Consider the following 15,714-nt stretch of genomic DNA (forward strand, 5'->3'; position numbering starts at 1 on the left):
ACCCGCAGACTGACGGATTCCATGAACGGACTACTCCCTCAAGATATCATCGAATTGGCGCAAAAGGTCGTCGACGCTCACCGCGAGATGGGCACGACCATTGCCGTCGCGGAAAGCTGCACCGGCGGGCTGGTGTCCGCCGCGCTGACCGAGATTCCCGGTTCGTCGGCAGTGCTCGACCGCGCTTTCATCTCCTATTCTAACGACGCGAAGATGGAGATGCTGGGCGTCCCTTCCGACCTTATCGAAACGTTCGGTGCGGTTTCCGTGGCCGTAGCCTGGTCGATGGCGCAAGGCGCAATCGCCAATTCCAGCGCCGATCTTGCGGTCGCGATAACCGGTATTGCCGGACCCGATGGCGGAACGGACAAGAAGCCTGTCGGCACCGTCGTCTTTGCCCGTGCGCGCAAGAAGGACGCGGAAGATACCGAACCGCATGCAGAGCTGAAGAAGTTCGAATGCACGACGCGGCCCGAAGTGCGGCATCGGGCCGCGATCTGCGCGCTCGAACTGCTGTTGCCGCGTAGTTACACGCAGCAGGCCTGATCAGCGGGCGGGAGGGCCGTAAAGCTCGCGCGCCCGTTCCTCGAACGCGCCGACCATCTTGCGGAAAGCGCGGTCGAGATACTGGCCGGCCAGTGCCTCGAACACCGAATTGCGGAACGTGAAGTCGACGCAGAAGTCGATACGGCAACTCGTCTCGCTCAGCGGCTCGAAATGCCACGCGTTTTCGAGATGGCTCAGCGGACCGTCCACGTACTCGACGACGATCTTCGTGGGTCGTTCCTTGTGAACTTTGGAAGTGAACTTCTCGCGAAGCGCCTTGAAGCCGACCATCATATCGGCAACCATCTCGGTATCGCTGTCCGAACGCACGCGTGTCGCCACGACCCAAGGGAGGAATTCGGCATAACGGCCGACGTCCGCCACGAGGGCGAACATCTGTTCGGCACTATAGGGTAGCTCGCGGCTCTCGCGAATGGACGGCATCGCTTCGGGTTCTCAGCTGCGTGCAGCGGCCTTGGCAAGCTTCGCCTCGCGCGCTGCGCGCATTTCGGCAAAGTCCTCGCCTGCGTGATAGCTGGAACGCGTCAGCGGGCTGGAAGCGACCTGCAGGAAGCCCTTAGCACGGGCAATGGAACCCAGTGCGTCGAACTGCTGCGGGGTTACGAAATCGATGACCTTGTGATGCTTGGGCGTCGGCTGCAGGTACTGGCCCATCGTCAGGAAGTCGATATCGGCGCTGCGCATGTCGTCCATCACCTGGTGGATTTCGAGACGCTGTTCGCCAAGGCCGAGCATGATGCCGCTCTTCGTGAAGATCGACGGATCGATGTTCTTCACTTCTTCCAGCAGGCGAAGCGATGCATAGTAACGCGCACCCGGCCGCACCGTCGGGTAAAGACGCGGCACCGTTTCGAGGTTGTGGTTGAAGACGTCGGGGCGCGCCTCGACGATGGCGGCGATCGCCTTCTTCATCTTGCCGCGGAAGTCCGGCGTCAGGATCTCGATAGTCGTATTGGGCGTGCGGGCGCGCAGTTCCTGGATGACCTTGACGAAGTGCCCTGCGCCACCGTCGGGAAGATCGTCACGGTCGACCGACGTGATGACGATGTGTTCAAGTCCCATTTCGGCAGCGGCGGTTGCGACGTTCACCGGCTCCATCGGGTCGACCATTCGCGGCATGCCGGTCTTCACGTTGCAGAAGCGGCAGGCGCGCGTGCAGACGTCGCCAAGGATCATCACGGTGGCATGCTTCTTGGTCCAGCACTCACCGATATTAGGGCACGCGGCCTCTTCGCAAACGGTGTTGAGCTTGAGGTCGCGCATCAGGCGGCGCGTCTCTGCATAACCTTTGCTGGTCGGCGCTTTCACGCGGATCCAGTCGGGCTTGCGACGGCGTTCGCGGCTTTCGGCGTCCTGCTGATCGGCCTTGAGGTCTGCTGCGGAGAGTATCTCGTTCATGCGCCCCACATAGGCCCGTCGCTTGCAAGCCGCAATGCTTGGCGGCAAAGGGAGCCTATGACCGATTCTCCTTCCGCCTTCGAGGCCCTTAACGCCGGCTACATGCGCTTTCGCGAAAAGCTGTGGCACCCCCAACACGAGCGCTGGATGCGCCTGAAGGACGGGCAGTCGCCCAAGGTCATGGTGATTTCCTGTTCGGACAGCCGCGTCGATCCGGCGCAGGTGTTCGACGTCGATCCGGGCGAGATTTTTGTGGTTCGCAACGTTGCCGCCATGGTTCCCCCGTTCGAAACGACCCCCGGCCATCACGGCGTGTCGGCCGCGCTCGAATTTGCGGTGCAAGTGCTCGAGGTCGAGGAAATCGTCGTGCTTGGCCACGGCATGTGCGGTGGCTGCCAGGCGGCTCTGTCGCAGAAGATGCTGGGTGCAGAGCCCGGCAAGGGCGGCTTCATCGCCGACTGGATCGACCTTCTGGACGATGCGCGCGAGTCGGTGGCTGCCGAACACGGCACCGAAGGCCGCAAGGCGGAACGCGCAATGGAACAGGCCGCGGTGAAGGTTTCGATCGAGAACTTGCGCTCTTTCCCCTGCATCCAGGTCAAGGAAGGCAAGGGCAAGCTGAGGCTGCGCGGCGCGTTCTTCGCGATTTCGGACGGCGTTCTGCACTGGCTTGACGAGGATAGCGGAAACTTCCAGCCGGTCGCCTGACTTGGAGGAAACGACTGAATCCGCCATCGGCGTGCCGATGCCGCGGCACCCGCTGCAGATCCGCGACTACCGGATTTTCTGGCTGACCCGTTTCGCGGGCGTCATCGCGACGCTCTCGATGGTCGTGGTGCTGGGGTGGCAGGTCTATGACGTGGCGCGGTCGGACTACGGGATGAGCAGGAGCGCGGCTGCGTTCCAGCTCGGCATCCTCGGGCTGGTCCAGTTCCTCCCGCTTTTCGTGCTGACCCCGATCTCGGGCGTCGTCGCCGACCGGTACGATCGGCGCAAGGTCGCGGCGCTGTCGATGGGGATCGACTCGTTCGTGGCCGCCGCGCTCGGTTTCGCGACGTGGAGCGACAATCTCAGCCTGCCGTTACTGTTCGCGCTAGCGGCGCTGCACGGCGTGGCGCGCATATTCTTCGGGCCGGCGATGAATTCGCTTGCCCCCAACCTCGTGCCCGCCCCGATGATCCCGCGCGCGATCGCAACCAATGCCATCGCATGGCAGTTTGCCAGCGTCCTCGGCCCGGCGGCGGGCGGAATGCTCTATGCCGTGTTCCCGACGCTGCCTTATATCGTGTCGGTCGTCCTGCTCGTGCTCGGCTCGTTGATGGTGCTGCTGATCAAGCCCCTCAGAAAGCCTGAAGTCGATCGCAAAAAGCACCCGATCAAGCAGATTACCGAGGGCTTCCGCTTCGTCTGGCACGACCGTTTCCTGCTCGGCGCGATTTCGCTCGACCTGTTCGCCGTCTTGCTCGGCGGGGTCACGGCCCTGCTTCCGGTGTTCGCGCGCGACATTCTCCAGGTCGGCCCTGAAGGACTTGGCTGGATGCGCGCGGCGCCCGCTGCCGGTGCGGGCCTTGTCGCGTTGTGGCTCGCGGTGAAGCCGATGGAGCACAATGTCGGCGTGAAAATGCTTTGGGCCGTGGGCATCTACGGCCTTGCCACGGCGGTTTTCGGGTTCAGCTACGATCTCATTTTCAGCCTGTTCCTGCTCCTCATCCTCGGCGCGGCGGACATGATCTCGGTTTTTGTGCGCGGGTCGTTGGTACAGCTCAATACGCCGGACGAGATGCGCGGACGCGTGTCCTCGCTATCAGGCCTTGCCATCTCCGCATCCAACGAACTTGGCGAGCTTCAGTCCGGCATCGCCGCGGCCCTGCTTGGCGCGACAGGGGCGGTTGTATTTGGCGGCGCGGGCGCGATATTGGTAACGATTATCTGGGCTTTCGCCTTTCCGGAGATCAGGAACGCTCGCACGTTCGCTCCGGTCTATCGCGAATGATCCCGATTCTGTCACGGGGATAGGAGCCGAACGATGAAAGCAGACAGTGTCCTGGCAACGATCGGCAACACGCCGCATATTCGGCTGTCGCGGCTTTTCCCCAATCACGAAGTATGGGTGAAGTCCGAACGCACCAATCCGGGCGGTTCGATCAAGGACCGCATCGCGCTTGCCATGGTCGAGGCGGCAGAGGCCTCAGGCGATCTGGCACCGGGCGGCACGATCATCGAGCCGACTTCGGGCAACACCGGTATCGGCCTTGCCATGGTCGCGGCGGTGAAGGGCTACAAGCTGATCCTCGTCATGCCCGATTCCATGTCGATCGAGCGTCGCCGCCTAATGCTGGCCTATGGCGCGACTTTCGATCTGACGCCGCGTGAACTGGGAATGAAGGGCGCCCTCGCCCGCGCGCACGAACTACTGAACGAGGTTGAGGGTAGCTGGATGCCGCAGCAGTTCGAGAATGCGGCCAATCCCAAGGTCCACGCCGAAACGACGGCGCAGGAAATCCTCGCCGATTTCGCCGATACGCCGATCGACGTGATGATCACCGGCGTCGGAACCGGCGGCCATCTGACAGGCTGCGCGGAAGAGCTGAAGAAGACCTGGCCCGACATGAAAGCCTATGCAGTCGAACCTGAACTTTCGCCGGTGATCTCGGGCGGCCAGCCCGGCCCTCACCCGATCCAGGGCATCGGCGCAGGATTCATTCCTGAAAACCTGCATACCCGCTCGATCGACGGAGCCATTGCGGTCGATGCCGCTGACGCCAAGGAAATGGCGCGTCGCTGCGCGACGACCGAAGGCCTGCTCGTCGGCATCAGTTCGGGCGCAACGCTCGCCGCAATCGCAAAGAAGCTGGAGAGCCTGCCTGCGGGCGCGCGTATCCTCGGCTTCAACTACGACACGGGCGAGCGTTACCTGTCGGTGCCCGACTTCCTTCCGGAGTAAGCGGTCCTTCGGGCCGAGGCTTCAGCCCGTGCGGGCGAAGGCCTCGGCCGGCATGGCCATGATCGTCTTGGCGCCAGCCTGAAGCTTGCGACGCAGCGCGCCCGCTTCGGGCAGGTGAGATTCGGCGAAGTGCCGCGCGGTCAGGATCTTGGCTTCCATGAAGCCGGCTTCGTCCTCGCCATCATCCAGGGCCGACGCTGCCGCTACGGCAGAGCGTAGCCACATCCAGCCCATCGAGACGAGCCCGAGGATTTCCATGTAGTGGTAGGCCGCCGACCCGGCATTGTTCGGGTCCGCAGGCGCATTTTGCATCAGCCACATCGACGCGGCCTTCAAGTCGCCGGCCGCCTTCTCGAGCGCCGTCGCGAGAGCGGCAACCTTTTCATTACCTGCCGCCTTGGCGACATCCTTGTCGACCATCGCAAAGAAAGACTGGACCGCGCGACCACCGTGCATCGGCAGCTTCCGTCCGACAAGATCCATCGCCTGGACGCCGTTCGCACCTTCGTAGATCTGGGTGATGCGGGCATCGCGGACGAACTGTTCCATGCCGTTTTCGGCAATGTAGCCGTGGCCGCCCCAGACCTGCTGCATGTCCTGGGCAACGCGCATGCCGATATCGGTACCGATGGCCTTCACGACCGGCGTCAGCAACTGAACCATGTCGTCGGCGGCCTGGCGCTCGCTTTCGTCGGCGGCGCGCTTGGCGATATCGCCCTGCAACGCGACCCACAGGCCCAGCGCCCGCATGCCCTCGGTCCGCGCGCGGGCGTCCATGAGAAGGCGGCGTACGTCGGGATGTACGACCAGCATGTCGGCGTTTTCGTCAGGCTCCTTAGGACCGGTCAGCGCCCTGCCCTGACGGCGATCCAGCGCGTAGGCTGCGCCGTTCTGATAGGCGTTCTCTGCCTGCGAAAAGCCCTGAAGCCCGACCCAAAGACGCGCCGCGTTCATCATGATGAACATCGCGGCAAGCCCCTTGTTCTCCTCACCGATCAGCCAACCGGTCGCACCGTCGTAGTTCATCACGCAAGTAGAGTTCGCGTGGATGCCCATCTTTTCTTCGATGGAACCACACGACAGCGAATTGCGCTCGCCCGGATTGCCATCGGCATCGGGGATGAACTTGGGCACGATGAACATCGAGATGCCCTTGGTTCCCTTCGGCGCATCGGGCGTGCGGGCAAGTACGAGGTGAACGATGTTGTCGGTAAGATCATGCTCCCCCGACGAAATGAAAATCTTGGTGCCCGTGACCGAGTAGGACCCGTCGCCGTTGGGCTCGGCGCGGGTGCGCAGCAGTCCGAGGTCGGTGCCGCAATGCGGCTCGGTAAGATTCATGGTGCCGGTCCATTCGCCGCTCACCATTTTGGGGATGTAAAGCGCGCGCTGCTCTTCCGATCCCCGCAGCTCGATTGCCTCGACCGCGCCTGAAGTCAGGCCGAAATACATCGCGAAAGCCATGTTGGCCGAGGTGAAAAATTCCTCGGCTGCAAAACCCAGAACGCCCGGCAGTCCCTGTCCGCCATATTCGGCAGGCATCGAAAGCGTCGTCCAGCCGGTCTCACGGACCTTCGCGTAAAGGGTCTTGAACCCGTCGGGCGTCGTTACAGAACCATCGTCATTGCGAACGCAGCCCTGTCTGTCGGCGGGAAGGTTCGTCGGCGCGACGACTTCGGCAAAGAAGCGGCCGGCTTCCTCGAGGATCGGCGCGATCATGTCGGCATCGAAATCCTCAAAGCCGGGCTTTCCTGCCATCGCGGGCAGGTCGATCACGTTTTCGAGCACGAAGCGGGTATCGCGCACGGGGGCGGTATAAGTCGGCATCTCAGTCCTCTCGCTTGGCCGGTTCCAGGTCGCTCTTCACCTTGTCGATGAACTCGGTGAGGACGCCCATGGCCCAGTCTATGTCCTGTCTTTGACGCTCGAGCTTGGCGAGCTGTTCCCGGCAGCGTTCGAGGGTCACTTTGCGCTGCGTGATCTGCCCGTCGTCGAGATCATAAAGATCGAGCATCTCGCCCACTTCCTTGAGCGAGAATCCCACGCTCTTGGCTCGTTCGATCCATCGCAGACGCGCGCGGTCACCTTCGGAATAGATCCGCTGTGTACCGCTACGCTGCGGGAAGATCAGGCCCTGCTCCTCATAAAAGCGCAGGGCGCGCGCCGTGACGTCGTACTCCGCCGAAAGTTCGGCGATCGTCCATGTTTTTTCGTCGGGATTGGCGGCTCGATCGGTCATGCCGTCAACTTAGTTGACGCTTACGTTAACGTCAAGACGTGCATTCAAGCCCCTTGTCGGTCACGCGGCGGTAGAAACAGGTCGGTGCATTCGTGTGACAAGCCGGACCTGCGGCATTGACGCGAAGAACTAGGCAGTCCTGATCGCAGTCGACGAGCATCTCAACCACTTCGAGGACGTGGCCCGACGTCTCTCCCTTCTTCCAGAGCTCGCCGCGTGAACGCGACCAGAAATGCGCAAAACCGCTCTTTCTTGTGAGTTCCAAGGCCTCGTCGTTCATGTGCGCGACCATGAGCACCTCGCCCCCGTCTGCTGCGACGCAGACTGCGGTGATCAGTCCCTTTTCGTCGAAACGCGGTTTGAACTGGTCGGTAGTCTCGACGGTCTCGGTGGTCATGGGGCCTCGCAATATTCGGAAAGACGTAGCGTCAACTGCGCCACAAGGCGCCTGTTGCACGATAGGCACAGCGTTGCATAATTTCCATGGGGTCCGGTAACGAATCCTTCCCCGTCAGCAACCTGTCGTGCACAAGACGCTCACGGCTTGAGGGAGCCGGACCCGTTCGAAAGGACGGTAGACGTTGTCCAGGACGTCCTCTGAAGCGGTCAACGTTCAGGGATCGGTGGTACCGGGGGGTACTGCCTAATAGAGGGGCCGGATGGCAGCTCGGGATCGGCGGGATCCCTGTAGCGCCTAACCGGTCAGTCACGCGGACGCCCGAGGCCTTTCGGTCTCGGGCGTTTCGTTTTTGGGGACCGGCTGCGCGTGCAGGACCCGCGCATAACAGGCAATCACCGCGCTTTTCGCTCCAGCCTTTTTCAGCGCACGAACACAGGCATCGCTGGTCGCGCCGCTTGTCATCACGTCGTCGACGAGGATGACATCGCGGCCGCGAATGCTATCGGCCTTGCGCGGATTGCACCGGATGGCACCCTTCAGCGCCTCCCGCCGTTGTTTGGGATCGAGCCCGCCGAGGCTGGGTGTCGGCTTGGTCCGGATCAGCAGGTCCGGCGAAAACTCGAGACCGAGTGACTTCGCGATGACTTTCCCAAGCATCGCCGACTGGTTGTATCCGCGCTTCCAGATACGCCAGCGGTGCAAGGGCACCGGCACGACGATGGCGTCGCCGCGCACCCTGTCGCCGATCCGCGCAGCGATCGTGCGGCCCATCGGTCCGGCAAGCGCGATACGGCCGCCGTGCTTGAAGTGCAGAACCATGTCGCGCGAAACGTCGCCATAGATCGTAGCCGCCACGATCCCGTCGTGAAGCGGAGCTTCGGCCAGGCAGCGCGCGCATTGCGCATCAGCCCCGAAGTGATCGGCTCCGAAAGGATGCTGGCATGTCGCGCACCAAGGTTGGCCGGGGAGTTGCACCCTGCCCCAGCATTCGGCGCAGAAAGCGTCGTCACCACTGGGCGAACCGCCCGCGATAGCGTCCCCGCAAGCGGGACAGCGCGGAGGATAGACGAAGTCCAAAATCGGCGCAAAGGTTTGACGAAACGACACTTTGTCATGTTTGCCGTGTGCAGCGACTTGCTGCAACCTTGCGCGCTCGCGCCATCCACGGCACAGGTCCGCGCATGGACACCCCTCCCTCGCCGCCCATGATCTTTTCGCCTCGCCGCCGCCTTGCTGCACGATCGCGCATGGCCGCATTGCGGCAGCGTGGCGAGGCCGTCTCGACCGTCGCAAGAGAGATCGCAGAGGATGCCATTGATCGCCTCGGCTTCCTCAACCGCAAGTTCCACCGCGCACTCGTCATCGGCGACGTGACCGGCGCCTTTGCCGCGCACCTGATGGCGCAGGGCAGCGAAGTCGTGCTTGCCGATCCTTGCGAGCGGTTCGGCTCGCCACTGGACGAGGAAAAGCCGCTTCCGGGCGGTCCATACGACCTGATAGCCTCACTCGGCCTGCTCGACACGGTAAACGATCTGCCCGGCGCTCTGGTTCTGATGCGCAGGGCACTGGCAAGCGATGGGTTGATGATCGCCAGCTTCCTTGCCGCCGGCTCGCTGCCTGTGCTTCGCAAGGCCATGCTTGAAGCCGATGGCGAGCGCCCTTCCCCGCGCATTCACCCCCAAGTCGACGTGCGAGCCGCAGGGCAGCTCATGACCCGTCTCGGCTACGCAAGTCCCGTCGTCGATGGTTGGGGCTTTGATGTCGGCTTCGACAGTATCGACCAGCTTGTCGGTGATTTGCGCGCCCAGGCACTTGGCAACGTCCTTGCAGACCCTGGCCCGCCCTTGGGTAACGCGGCCTTCAACATTGCCCGATACGCATTCGCGGACGAAGCCGGTGAAGATGGCCTCGTCCGCGAACGGTTCGAAATTGTCACGCTGAGCGGATGGAGCCCCGCTCCGCGAAGATAACCGGGCCCCGCGCTTCTGATCAGGCCTTCAGCGCCGCCTGCGCCGCAGCAAGACGAGCGATCGGCACACGATAGGGCGAGGCCGAAACGTAATCGAGACCGACCTTCTCGCAGAACGCGATTGATGCGGGGTCGCCACCATGCTCGCCACAAATGCCGAGCTTGATGTCGGGACGCGTCGCGCGGCCACGCTCTGCGCCAAGTTCGACCAGCTGCCCCACGCCCTCGATATCGAGGCTGACGAACGGATCGCGCGGGTAGATGCCCTTGTCGACGTAAGGCCCGAGGAAGCGGGCGGCATCGTCGCGGCTGACGCCGAGCGTCGTCTGCGTCAGGTCGTTGGTCCCGAACGAGAAGAACGCGCCTTCCTCTGCGATCTCGCCGGCCATCAGCGCGGCGCGGGGCAGTTCGATCATCGTGCCGACGAGATAGTCCAGCGTCTTGCCCTTGGCGGCAAAGACTTGGGAGGCCGTCTTGTCGACCAGCGCCTTCAGGATTTCCAGTTCGCGCTTGGTGGCAACCAGGGGAATCATGATCTCCGGGACCGGAGCCTCACCGCTTTCGGCCGCGACTTCGATAGCCGCCTCGAAAATAGCCTGCGCCTGCATCTCGTAGATCTCGGGGAACGTGATGCCCAGACGGCAGCCACGATGGCCGAGCATCGGATTGAACTCGTGCAATTCGTCAGCGCGGCGCTTGAGATGGTCGATGCCGTAGCCGGTGATTTCGGCCAGTTCCTCGAACTCGGCATCGCCTTGGGGCAGGAACTCGTGCAGCGGCGGGTCGAGCAGGCGAATGGTGACCGGAAGGCCTGCCATTTCGGTGAAGATCGCCTTGAAGTCGCTACGCTGTTCGGGAAGCAGCTTGGCAAGCGCGGCCTGGCGGCCCTTCTTGTCTTCGGCCAGGATCATCTGGCGGACACTGGAAATGCGGCCCGCGTCGAAGAACATGTGCTCGGTGCGGCAAAGGCCGATACCCTCGGCACCGAACTGGCGCGCCATCTTGCAGTCGGCGGGCGTTTCGGCGTTGGTGCGAACTTTCATCCGGCGCTTGGCATCGGCCCATTCCATCAGCGTCGCGAAATCGCCGACCAGTTCGGGCTCGATCGTCGGAACAGCGCCCAGCATGACTTCGCCGGTCGAACCATCAAGAGTAAGGACGTCGCCTTCCTTGATCTCGTTCGAACCGATGCGCGCCGTCTTGGTCTTGCGGTCGATCGACAGCGCCGATGCACCTGAAACGCAGGGACGGCCCATGCCGCGGGCAACGACGGCCGCGTGGCTGGTCATGCCGCCGCGCGCGGTCAGGATGCCCTTCGCCGCGTGCATGCCGTGGATGTCTTCGGGGCTGGTTTCGACGCGGACGAGAATGACTTCTTCGCCCCTCTCGGCCCAGCTTTCTGCCGTGTCGGCATCGAACACCGCCTTGCCCGAAGCCGCACCCGGCGATGCGGGCAGACCGACGGTCAGGACGTGGCGTTCGGCATCGGGATCGAGGGTCGGGTGGAGCAACTGGTCGAGGGCCATCGGATCGACACGGCCGATCGCGGTCGCTTCGTCGATCAGGCCTTCGTGGACCATGTCGACCGCCATCTTCAGCGCGGCCTTGGCCGTACGCTTGCCGCTGCGGGTCTGCAGCATCCAGAGCTTGCCCTGCTGGACCGTGAATTCGATGTCCTGCATGTCGCGATAGTGCTTTTCGAGCATATCGAACACTTCGGCGAGCTGCCCGTATGCTTCGGGCATTGCCTCTTCCATAGACTCTGCCTGGGCGCCTGCGGCCTCGCGAGCAGCCTTGGTCAGGTACTGCGGCGTACGGATTCCGGCGACGACGTCTTCGCCCTGCGCATTGATCAGGTATTCGCCGTAGTATGTGCTTTCGCCCGTCGCCGGATCGCGCGTGAAGGCGACGCCGGTGGCCGAGGTATCGCCCATATTCCCGAATACCATGGCCTGCACGTTGACCGCCGTGCCCCAGCCGCCGGGAATGTCGTTCAGACGGCGATAGACTTTCGCGCGGTCCGAATCCCAGCTGGCGAAAACCGCCTCGATCGCGCCCCACAGTTGCTCGGACGGGTCCTGCGGGAACGGGTGGCCAAGCTCGCGCTCGGCGATTTCCTTGTATTCGCCGACGAGCGCCTTCCAGTCTTCGGAAGTCAGCTCGATGTCGTTGTAATACCCCTTGTCCTCCTTGGCGATTTCAAGAGCTTCCTCGAACAGGCCGTGGTCGAGCCCGAGCACGACGTCGGAGTACATCTGGATGAAGCGGCGATAGGAATCCCAGGCAAAACGTTCATCGCCCGACACGCTGGCAAGGCCCTGCACCGTATCGTCGTTGAGGCCGAGGTTGAGAACGGTATCCATCATGCCCGGCATCGAGACGCGCGCGCCCGAGCGGACCGAGACCAGAAGCGGATCGGCGGCATCGCCGAACTTCTTGCCGACCGTCTGTTCGATATGGCCCAGAGCCGAAGCGACATCGGCGCGCAAGGCATCGTCGAAGTTGGCACCCTCGGCGAGATATTTGACGCACATTTCGGTCGTGATCGTAAAACCGGGAGGCACCGGCAGACCGATCGAGGCCATTTCCGCCAGGTTGGCGCCCTTGCCGCCAGTGATCGTCTTGTCCTTCGCGCGCGGATCGTTCGAAACCGCGTTGCCCCCGAAGGTGTAGACATATTGCGTCATGATACCTTTGACCTCTTGTTACGATACCTTGCAGTGCAGCAAAAACGGCACATCAGGGTACAATTCTCCCTCAATCGCGCCCCTGTAGTGTTACAAACGCAAAGAGTCAGCCCTCGATCCGAGAAAAGTCGGCAACTTTGTGCACTGCAGCAACAAAGTTGGCCAGAAGCGCAAGACGTGCCGAACGCTTCGCCGGATCGGGATCATTGACCGTGACGTCGTCGAAGAAGTCATCGATCGGGGCGCGCAAGGTAGCCAGCGCCGCCATGGCCGCACCGAAATCTTCCCCGGCAATCGCTGCGTTCGCGGCAGGCTCTGCCTTGGCAAGCGCTTCGACCAAAGCCTGTTCGGCAGGCTCACGATCGTAGCTCGCCGATTTTCCGCGCTCGGCAACGATCGAACCGACATCCGGATCATCGACCAGCGAGAGCGGATCTTCCTCGCCGGTGCGGGCGATGCGGTCAGTACCTTCGTAGCCTTCCTTCTTCAGGATATTGGCCGCACGCTTGTAGCCAGCGAGCAGGTTTGCGCCGTCCTCGCCCGTCAGAAACTCTGCCAGCGAGCGTGCTCGCGCCTCGACCCGATCAACGCGGAAGTCGGTACGACCCTTCCATTCGCGCGAAGCGCCAATGTAATCGTGGCGGACGCCTTGGTCCTTCAGCTGGACGGCCAGTCGATCGAGCAGGAACTCAGAGACTTTCTCGGCCAGGGAAGCGTTCGGACGTCCTTCCCAAGCGTGGACCACTGTGTCGAGTGACAGTTCCAGATCATTTTCCTGGACGAGGCGCAAATAGCCAAGTGCGGCACGGCGCAATGCGAACGGATCTTTCGAGCCGGTCGGCAGGATGCCGATCTTGAAGAAGCTGAGAAGGTTATCGAGCCGGTCGGCCAGCGCGATAGCGACCGTCGTCGGCGCGGTTGGCACCTCGTCGTTCTGTCCCGCAGGCTTGTAGTGGTCACGTATCGCGTTCGCCACGTCGTCCGGCAGCCCTTCGGCTCGGGCATAATATCCGCCCATAAGGCCCTGCAGTTCGGGAAACTCGCCAACCATTTCGGTGACGAGATCGGCCTTGCAAAGTTCTGCTGCCTGACGCGCCAGCTTGTGGTCGCCGTTAGGCGCTTTCGCATCGAAAACCAGCCAGTCGGCCAGCTTTGCGACGCGCTGGACTTTCTCGGCTACCGTGCCCAGCTTTTCGTGAAAAGTGATGCGATCGAGCTTCCGATTGTGTTCCCGCAGCGTCGTCTTCTGGTCGACTTCCCAGAAGAAGCGCGCATCCGACAGGCGGGCGGCTAGGACCTTGCGGTTGCCGTCCACGATCACCGCCGGGTCGTCGGCAGCGATGTTGGCGGTGCAGACGAAGGCGTTGGCCAAGGCGCCGTTCGCATCGTTGCAGACGAAATATTTCTGGTTCGTGCGCGCAGTCAGCTGGATGACTTCGGGCGGCACGTCGAGGTAACTTTCGTCGAAACGGCCCAGCAGCGGCACCGGCCATTCGGTCAGGCCCGCATTCTCGATCACCAAGCCTTCGTCGGCAACGAGCTTGAGGCCCGCGGCGCTGGCGGCGGCCTGTGCCTGGGCGCGGACCATGTCCTGACGCTCCTCGTGATCGACGATGACGTGGCAGGCGCGCAGTTTTTCGATGTAATCGTCGGCCCCGCCGATGGTGATCTCGCCGGAATGGTGGAACCGGTGGCCGAGAGTGGCATAGCCTGAGGCAACGCCGCCGACTTCACACTCGACAAGGTCTTCACCAAGGATCGCGACGATGCCCGAAAGCGGGCGGACCCAGCGCAGGCTCTCGCTGCTGATCGAAGGCTCACCCCATCGCATCGACTTGGGCCACGGGAAGGCGCGCACGATCGCCGGGATCGCCTCGGCCAGAACGTCCTTCACCTCGCGGCCCGGTATGTTCTTCACCGCGAAATAAGTCGCACGGCCCTTCACCTCGCGAACCTCGAGCTGGTCGCGGGTCACGCCGTTCTTCTTGCAGAAGCCCTCGACGGCCTGATCGGGCGCGCCCTCGGGCGGGCCCTTGGCCTCTTCGCTAACCGCCTCGGTCTGCTGCGGCATGGCCTTTGCGATCAGCGCAAGACGGCGCGGGGTCGACCAGACGGTGATTGCGCCGTGTTCCACACCTGCGGCCTTCATCTGTTCGCGGAACAGGCGTTCGAGATCGGCGCGGGCGCCCGCCTGCATACGGGCGGGGATTTCTTCCGAGCGGAGTTCGAGTAGGAAATCGGTCATGCGGCCCACTCCGGATAAGCGGCGGCCCACTGGTCGGAATACTTCGCCATATAAGCCTCGCACGAACCGCGCGCGAGGTCGCGGACCTGCGCCATGTAGCTGGCGCGTTCCTGAACCGAGATCACGCCGCGAGCCTGAAGGAGATTGAAGATGTGGCTTGCCTCGATCGCCTGTTCGTAGGCGGGGATCGGCAGGCCCTTTTCAAGGCACAGCTTGCACTCTGCCGAAGCCTTGCGGAACAGGTCGAACAGGGCGTCGGTATCGGCCACCTCGAAGTTCCACGTCGACATCTGCCGTTCGTTTTCAAGAAACACGTCGCCGTAGCTCACGCCCTGCGTGTTGAACGCGAGGTCGTAGACGTTGTCGACGCCCTGAATGTACATGGCGAGGCGTTCGAGGCCGTAAGTCAGCTCGCCCGCAACAGGCTTGCAGTCGAAACCACCCATCTGCTGGAAATAGGTGAACTGGGTGACTTCCATCCCGTCGCACCAGACTTCCCAGCCCAGCCCCCACGCGCCCAGCGTCGGGCTTTCCCAGTCGTCCTCGACGAAGCGGATATCGTGCTTGAGCGGATCGATGCCGATCGTGCGAAGACTGTCGAGATACCACTCCTGGATCTGGGGTGGGCTCGGCTTCAGGATCACCTGATACTGATAGTAATGCTGCAGGCGGTTCGGATTCTCGCCATAGCGACCGTCGGTCGGACGGCGGCAGGGCTGCACGAAAGCGGCATTCCACGGCTCGGGCCCAAGCGCGCGCAGCGTCGTGGCCGGATGGAACGTGCCCGCGCCCATGCGCATGTCGTAGGGCTGAAGGATGAGGCAGCCTTTCGCGCTCCAGAAATCGTGGAGAGCGAGGATCATGTCCTGAAAGGATCGTGTCGGATCGCGTGTCATGGGCGGGGCAATGACGCGTGCCAGCAAAGGCGTCAATGGCGCTTCGGCTTCATGCCCGACCGCTTAGCCCTACTGTCAGGTCATGATGACGCAATGTCAGGTAGTATTGACATTGTCAGCGAATCACGTCATTTAGTCATGCATACCTGACACGATGTAATGACAAGCTGACGGAGTTTACCGTGTTCCCTGCCATCTGCCGCCGCAAGGCCCCAGCCTCTTTCCTGACAGACGAGAAAACCCGCAACCGTTTCTGGCGGGGCATTGCAAAGCCCACGGCGAACCACCGCAAGTTCATTTTCGCAGCCCTCGCGGTCGAGGCTGCATGGCTGGCGGAGATTGTCGCCTCGCGTGGCGTGAGTTGAGCAT

The 15,714-nt window shown here is 62.7% G+C and carries 15 protein-coding genes and 1 pseudogene; 6 read left to right on the forward strand and 10 right to left on the reverse strand.

Annotated features, from left to right (window positions below; translation table 11 throughout):
* Positions 1 to 21: 21 nt before the first annotated feature.
* A complete protein-coding gene (locus tag A9D15_RS02920) occupies positions 22 to 546 on the forward strand; it encodes a CinA family protein (protein ID WP_066761611.1) in 525 nt (174 codons plus the stop codon).
* Here A9D15_RS02920 and A9D15_RS02925 read toward each other — a convergent pair whose 3' ends face one another.
* Complete coding sequence (locus A9D15_RS02925) at positions 547 to 990, reverse strand: type II toxin-antitoxin system RatA family toxin (RefSeq protein WP_066761613.1); 444 nt, start codon at positions 988 to 990, stop codon at positions 547 to 549. It abuts the gene before it with no gap.
* Between the two features lie 12 nt (positions 991 to 1,002).
* Complete coding sequence (gene lipA / locus A9D15_RS02930) at positions 1,003 to 1,965, reverse strand: lipoyl synthase (protein WP_066761614.1); 963 nt, start codon at positions 1,963 to 1,965, stop codon at positions 1,003 to 1,005.
* Positions 1,966 to 2,022: 57 nt separating this feature from the next.
* Here lipA and A9D15_RS02935 point away from each other — a divergent pair, with 57 nt between their 5' ends.
* From A9D15_RS02935 to cysK, 3 genes are read left to right on the forward strand one after another with little or no spacing between them, the layout of a single operon-like run.
* On the forward strand, positions 2,023 to 2,673 hold the full coding sequence (locus tag A9D15_RS02935; RefSeq protein WP_066761622.1) for a carbonic anhydrase: 651 nt from the start codon (positions 2,023 to 2,025) through the stop codon (positions 2,671 to 2,673).
* 1 nt (position 2,674) lies between these two features.
* The gene (locus tag A9D15_RS02940; RefSeq protein ID WP_373283497.1) at positions 2,675 to 3,958 is read left to right on the forward strand and encodes an MFS transporter; all 1,284 of its coding nucleotides are present in this window, start codon (positions 2,675 to 2,677) and stop codon (positions 3,956 to 3,958) included.
* Positions 3,959 to 3,991: 33 nt separating this feature from the next.
* Complete coding sequence (gene cysK / locus A9D15_RS02945; protein ID WP_066761624.1) at positions 3,992 to 4,909, forward strand: cysteine synthase A; 918 nt, start codon at positions 3,992 to 3,994, stop codon at positions 4,907 to 4,909.
* Positions 4,910 to 4,930: 21 nt separating this feature from the next.
* Here the strand turns inward: cysK and A9D15_RS02950 are convergent, their stop codons facing one another.
* The 5 genes and pseudogenes from A9D15_RS02950 to A9D15_RS17105 all read right to left on the reverse strand — a co-directional run.
* Entirely contained in the window at positions 4,931 to 6,736 is a 1,806-nt protein-coding gene (locus A9D15_RS02950; RefSeq protein ID WP_066761629.1) for an acyl-CoA dehydrogenase C-terminal domain-containing protein, read from the reverse strand.
* A gap of 1 nt (position 6,737) precedes the next feature.
* A complete protein-coding gene (locus tag A9D15_RS02955; protein WP_066761630.1) occupies positions 6,738 to 7,148 on the reverse strand; it encodes a MerR family transcriptional regulator in 411 nt (136 codons plus the stop codon).
* 31 nt (positions 7,149 to 7,179) lie between these two features.
* Positions 7,180 to 7,545, reverse strand: a complete 366-nt coding sequence (hisI, locus tag A9D15_RS02960) for a phosphoribosyl-AMP cyclohydrolase (protein ID WP_066761632.1) — start codon at positions 7,543 to 7,545, stop codon at positions 7,180 to 7,182.
* A gap of 309 nt (positions 7,546 to 7,854) precedes the next feature.
* Complete coding sequence (locus tag A9D15_RS02965; protein ID WP_308419920.1) at positions 7,855 to 8,403, reverse strand: ComF family protein; 549 nt, start codon at positions 8,401 to 8,403, stop codon at positions 7,855 to 7,857.
* A gap of 39 nt (positions 8,404 to 8,442) precedes the next feature.
* Positions 8,443 to 8,805, reverse strand: a pseudogene (locus A9D15_RS17105) (double zinc ribbon domain-containing protein); the annotation flags it as partial.
* On the opposite strand from A9D15_RS17105, the gene A9D15_RS02970 reads away from it, so the two are divergent.
* A complete protein-coding gene (locus tag A9D15_RS02970) occupies positions 8,730 to 9,518 on the forward strand; it encodes a methyltransferase domain-containing protein (RefSeq protein ID WP_066761636.1) in 789 nt (262 codons plus the stop codon). The pseudogene A9D15_RS17105 and the gene A9D15_RS02970 sit on opposite strands and share 76 nt — an antisense overlap.
* A gap of 19 nt (positions 9,519 to 9,537) precedes the next feature.
* Here A9D15_RS02970 and ppdK read toward each other — a convergent pair whose 3' ends face one another.
* From ppdK to A9D15_RS02985, 3 genes are all read right to left on the reverse strand, one after another.
* Positions 9,538 to 12,204, reverse strand: coding sequence for a pyruvate, phosphate dikinase (gene ppdK, locus A9D15_RS02975; RefSeq protein WP_066761637.1), 2,667 nt, complete (start codon positions 12,202 to 12,204; stop codon positions 9,538 to 9,540).
* Between the two features lie 106 nt (positions 12,205 to 12,310).
* Complete coding sequence (gene glyS / locus A9D15_RS02980) at positions 12,311 to 14,449, reverse strand: glycine--tRNA ligase subunit beta (protein WP_066761787.1); 2,139 nt, start codon at positions 14,447 to 14,449, stop codon at positions 12,311 to 12,313.
* Positions 14,446 to 15,345: a glycine--tRNA ligase subunit alpha gene (locus tag A9D15_RS02985; RefSeq protein WP_066761638.1), complete on the reverse strand. Its 900-nt coding sequence runs from the start codon at positions 15,343 to 15,345 to the stop codon at positions 14,446 to 14,448. The genes glyS and A9D15_RS02985 overlap by 4 nt, the downstream gene beginning before the upstream one ends.
* 182 nt (positions 15,346 to 15,527) lie before the next feature.
* On the opposite strand from A9D15_RS02985, the gene A9D15_RS02990 reads away from it, so the two are divergent.
* On the forward strand, positions 15,528 to 15,710 hold the full coding sequence (locus A9D15_RS02990; RefSeq protein ID WP_066761641.1) for a hypothetical protein: 183 nt from the start codon (positions 15,528 to 15,530) through the stop codon (positions 15,708 to 15,710).
* Positions 15,711 to 15,714: the final 4 nt, after the last annotated feature.

The organism is Croceicoccus pelagius, from assembly GCF_001661915.1.
In the GTDB taxonomy this organism is placed as follows: Bacteria; Pseudomonadota; Alphaproteobacteria; order Sphingomonadales; family Sphingomonadaceae; genus Croceicoccus; species Croceicoccus pelagius.

What these genes read in the sequence shown, in the direction of transcription:
- A9D15_RS02920 (WP_066761611.1), top strand. Translation starts at nt 22, where the DNA reads ATGAACGGACTACTCCCTCAAGATATCATCGAATTGGCGCAAAAGGTC.
- A9D15_RS02925 (WP_066761613.1), bottom strand. Translation starts at nt 990, where the DNA reads ATGCCGTCCATTCGCGAGAGCCGCGAGCTACCCTATAGTGCCGAACAG.
- lipA (WP_066761614.1), bottom strand. Translation starts at nt 1,965, where the DNA reads ATGAACGAGATACTCTCCGCAGCAGACCTCAAGGCCGATCAGCAGGAC.
- A9D15_RS02935 (WP_066761622.1), top strand. Translation starts at nt 2,023, where the DNA reads ATGACCGATTCTCCTTCCGCCTTCGAGGCCCTTAACGCCGGCTACATG.
- cysK (WP_066761624.1), top strand. Translation starts at nt 3,992, where the DNA reads ATGAAAGCAGACAGTGTCCTGGCAACGATCGGCAACACGCCGCATATT.
- A9D15_RS02950 (WP_066761629.1), bottom strand. Translation starts at nt 6,736, where the DNA reads ATGCCGACTTATACCGCCCCCGTGCGCGATACCCGCTTCGTGCTCGAA.
- A9D15_RS02955 (WP_066761630.1), bottom strand. Translation starts at nt 7,148, where the DNA reads ATGACCGATCGAGCCGCCAATCCCGACGAAAAAACATGGACGATCGCC.
- hisI (WP_066761632.1), bottom strand. Translation starts at nt 7,545, where the DNA reads ATGACCACCGAGACCGTCGAGACTACCGACCAGTTCAAACCGCGTTTC.
- A9D15_RS02970 (WP_066761636.1), top strand. Translation starts at nt 8,730, where the DNA reads ATGGACACCCCTCCCTCGCCGCCCATGATCTTTTCGCCTCGCCGCCGC.
- ppdK (WP_066761637.1), bottom strand. Translation starts at nt 12,204, where the DNA reads ATGACGCAATATGTCTACACCTTCGGGGGCAACGCGGTTTCGAACGAT.
- glyS (WP_066761787.1), bottom strand. Translation starts at nt 14,449, where the DNA reads ATGACCGATTTCCTACTCGAACTCCGCTCGGAAGAAATCCCCGCCCGT.
- A9D15_RS02985 (WP_066761638.1), bottom strand. Translation starts at nt 15,345, where the DNA reads ATGACACGCGATCCGACACGATCCTTTCAGGACATGATCCTCGCTCTC.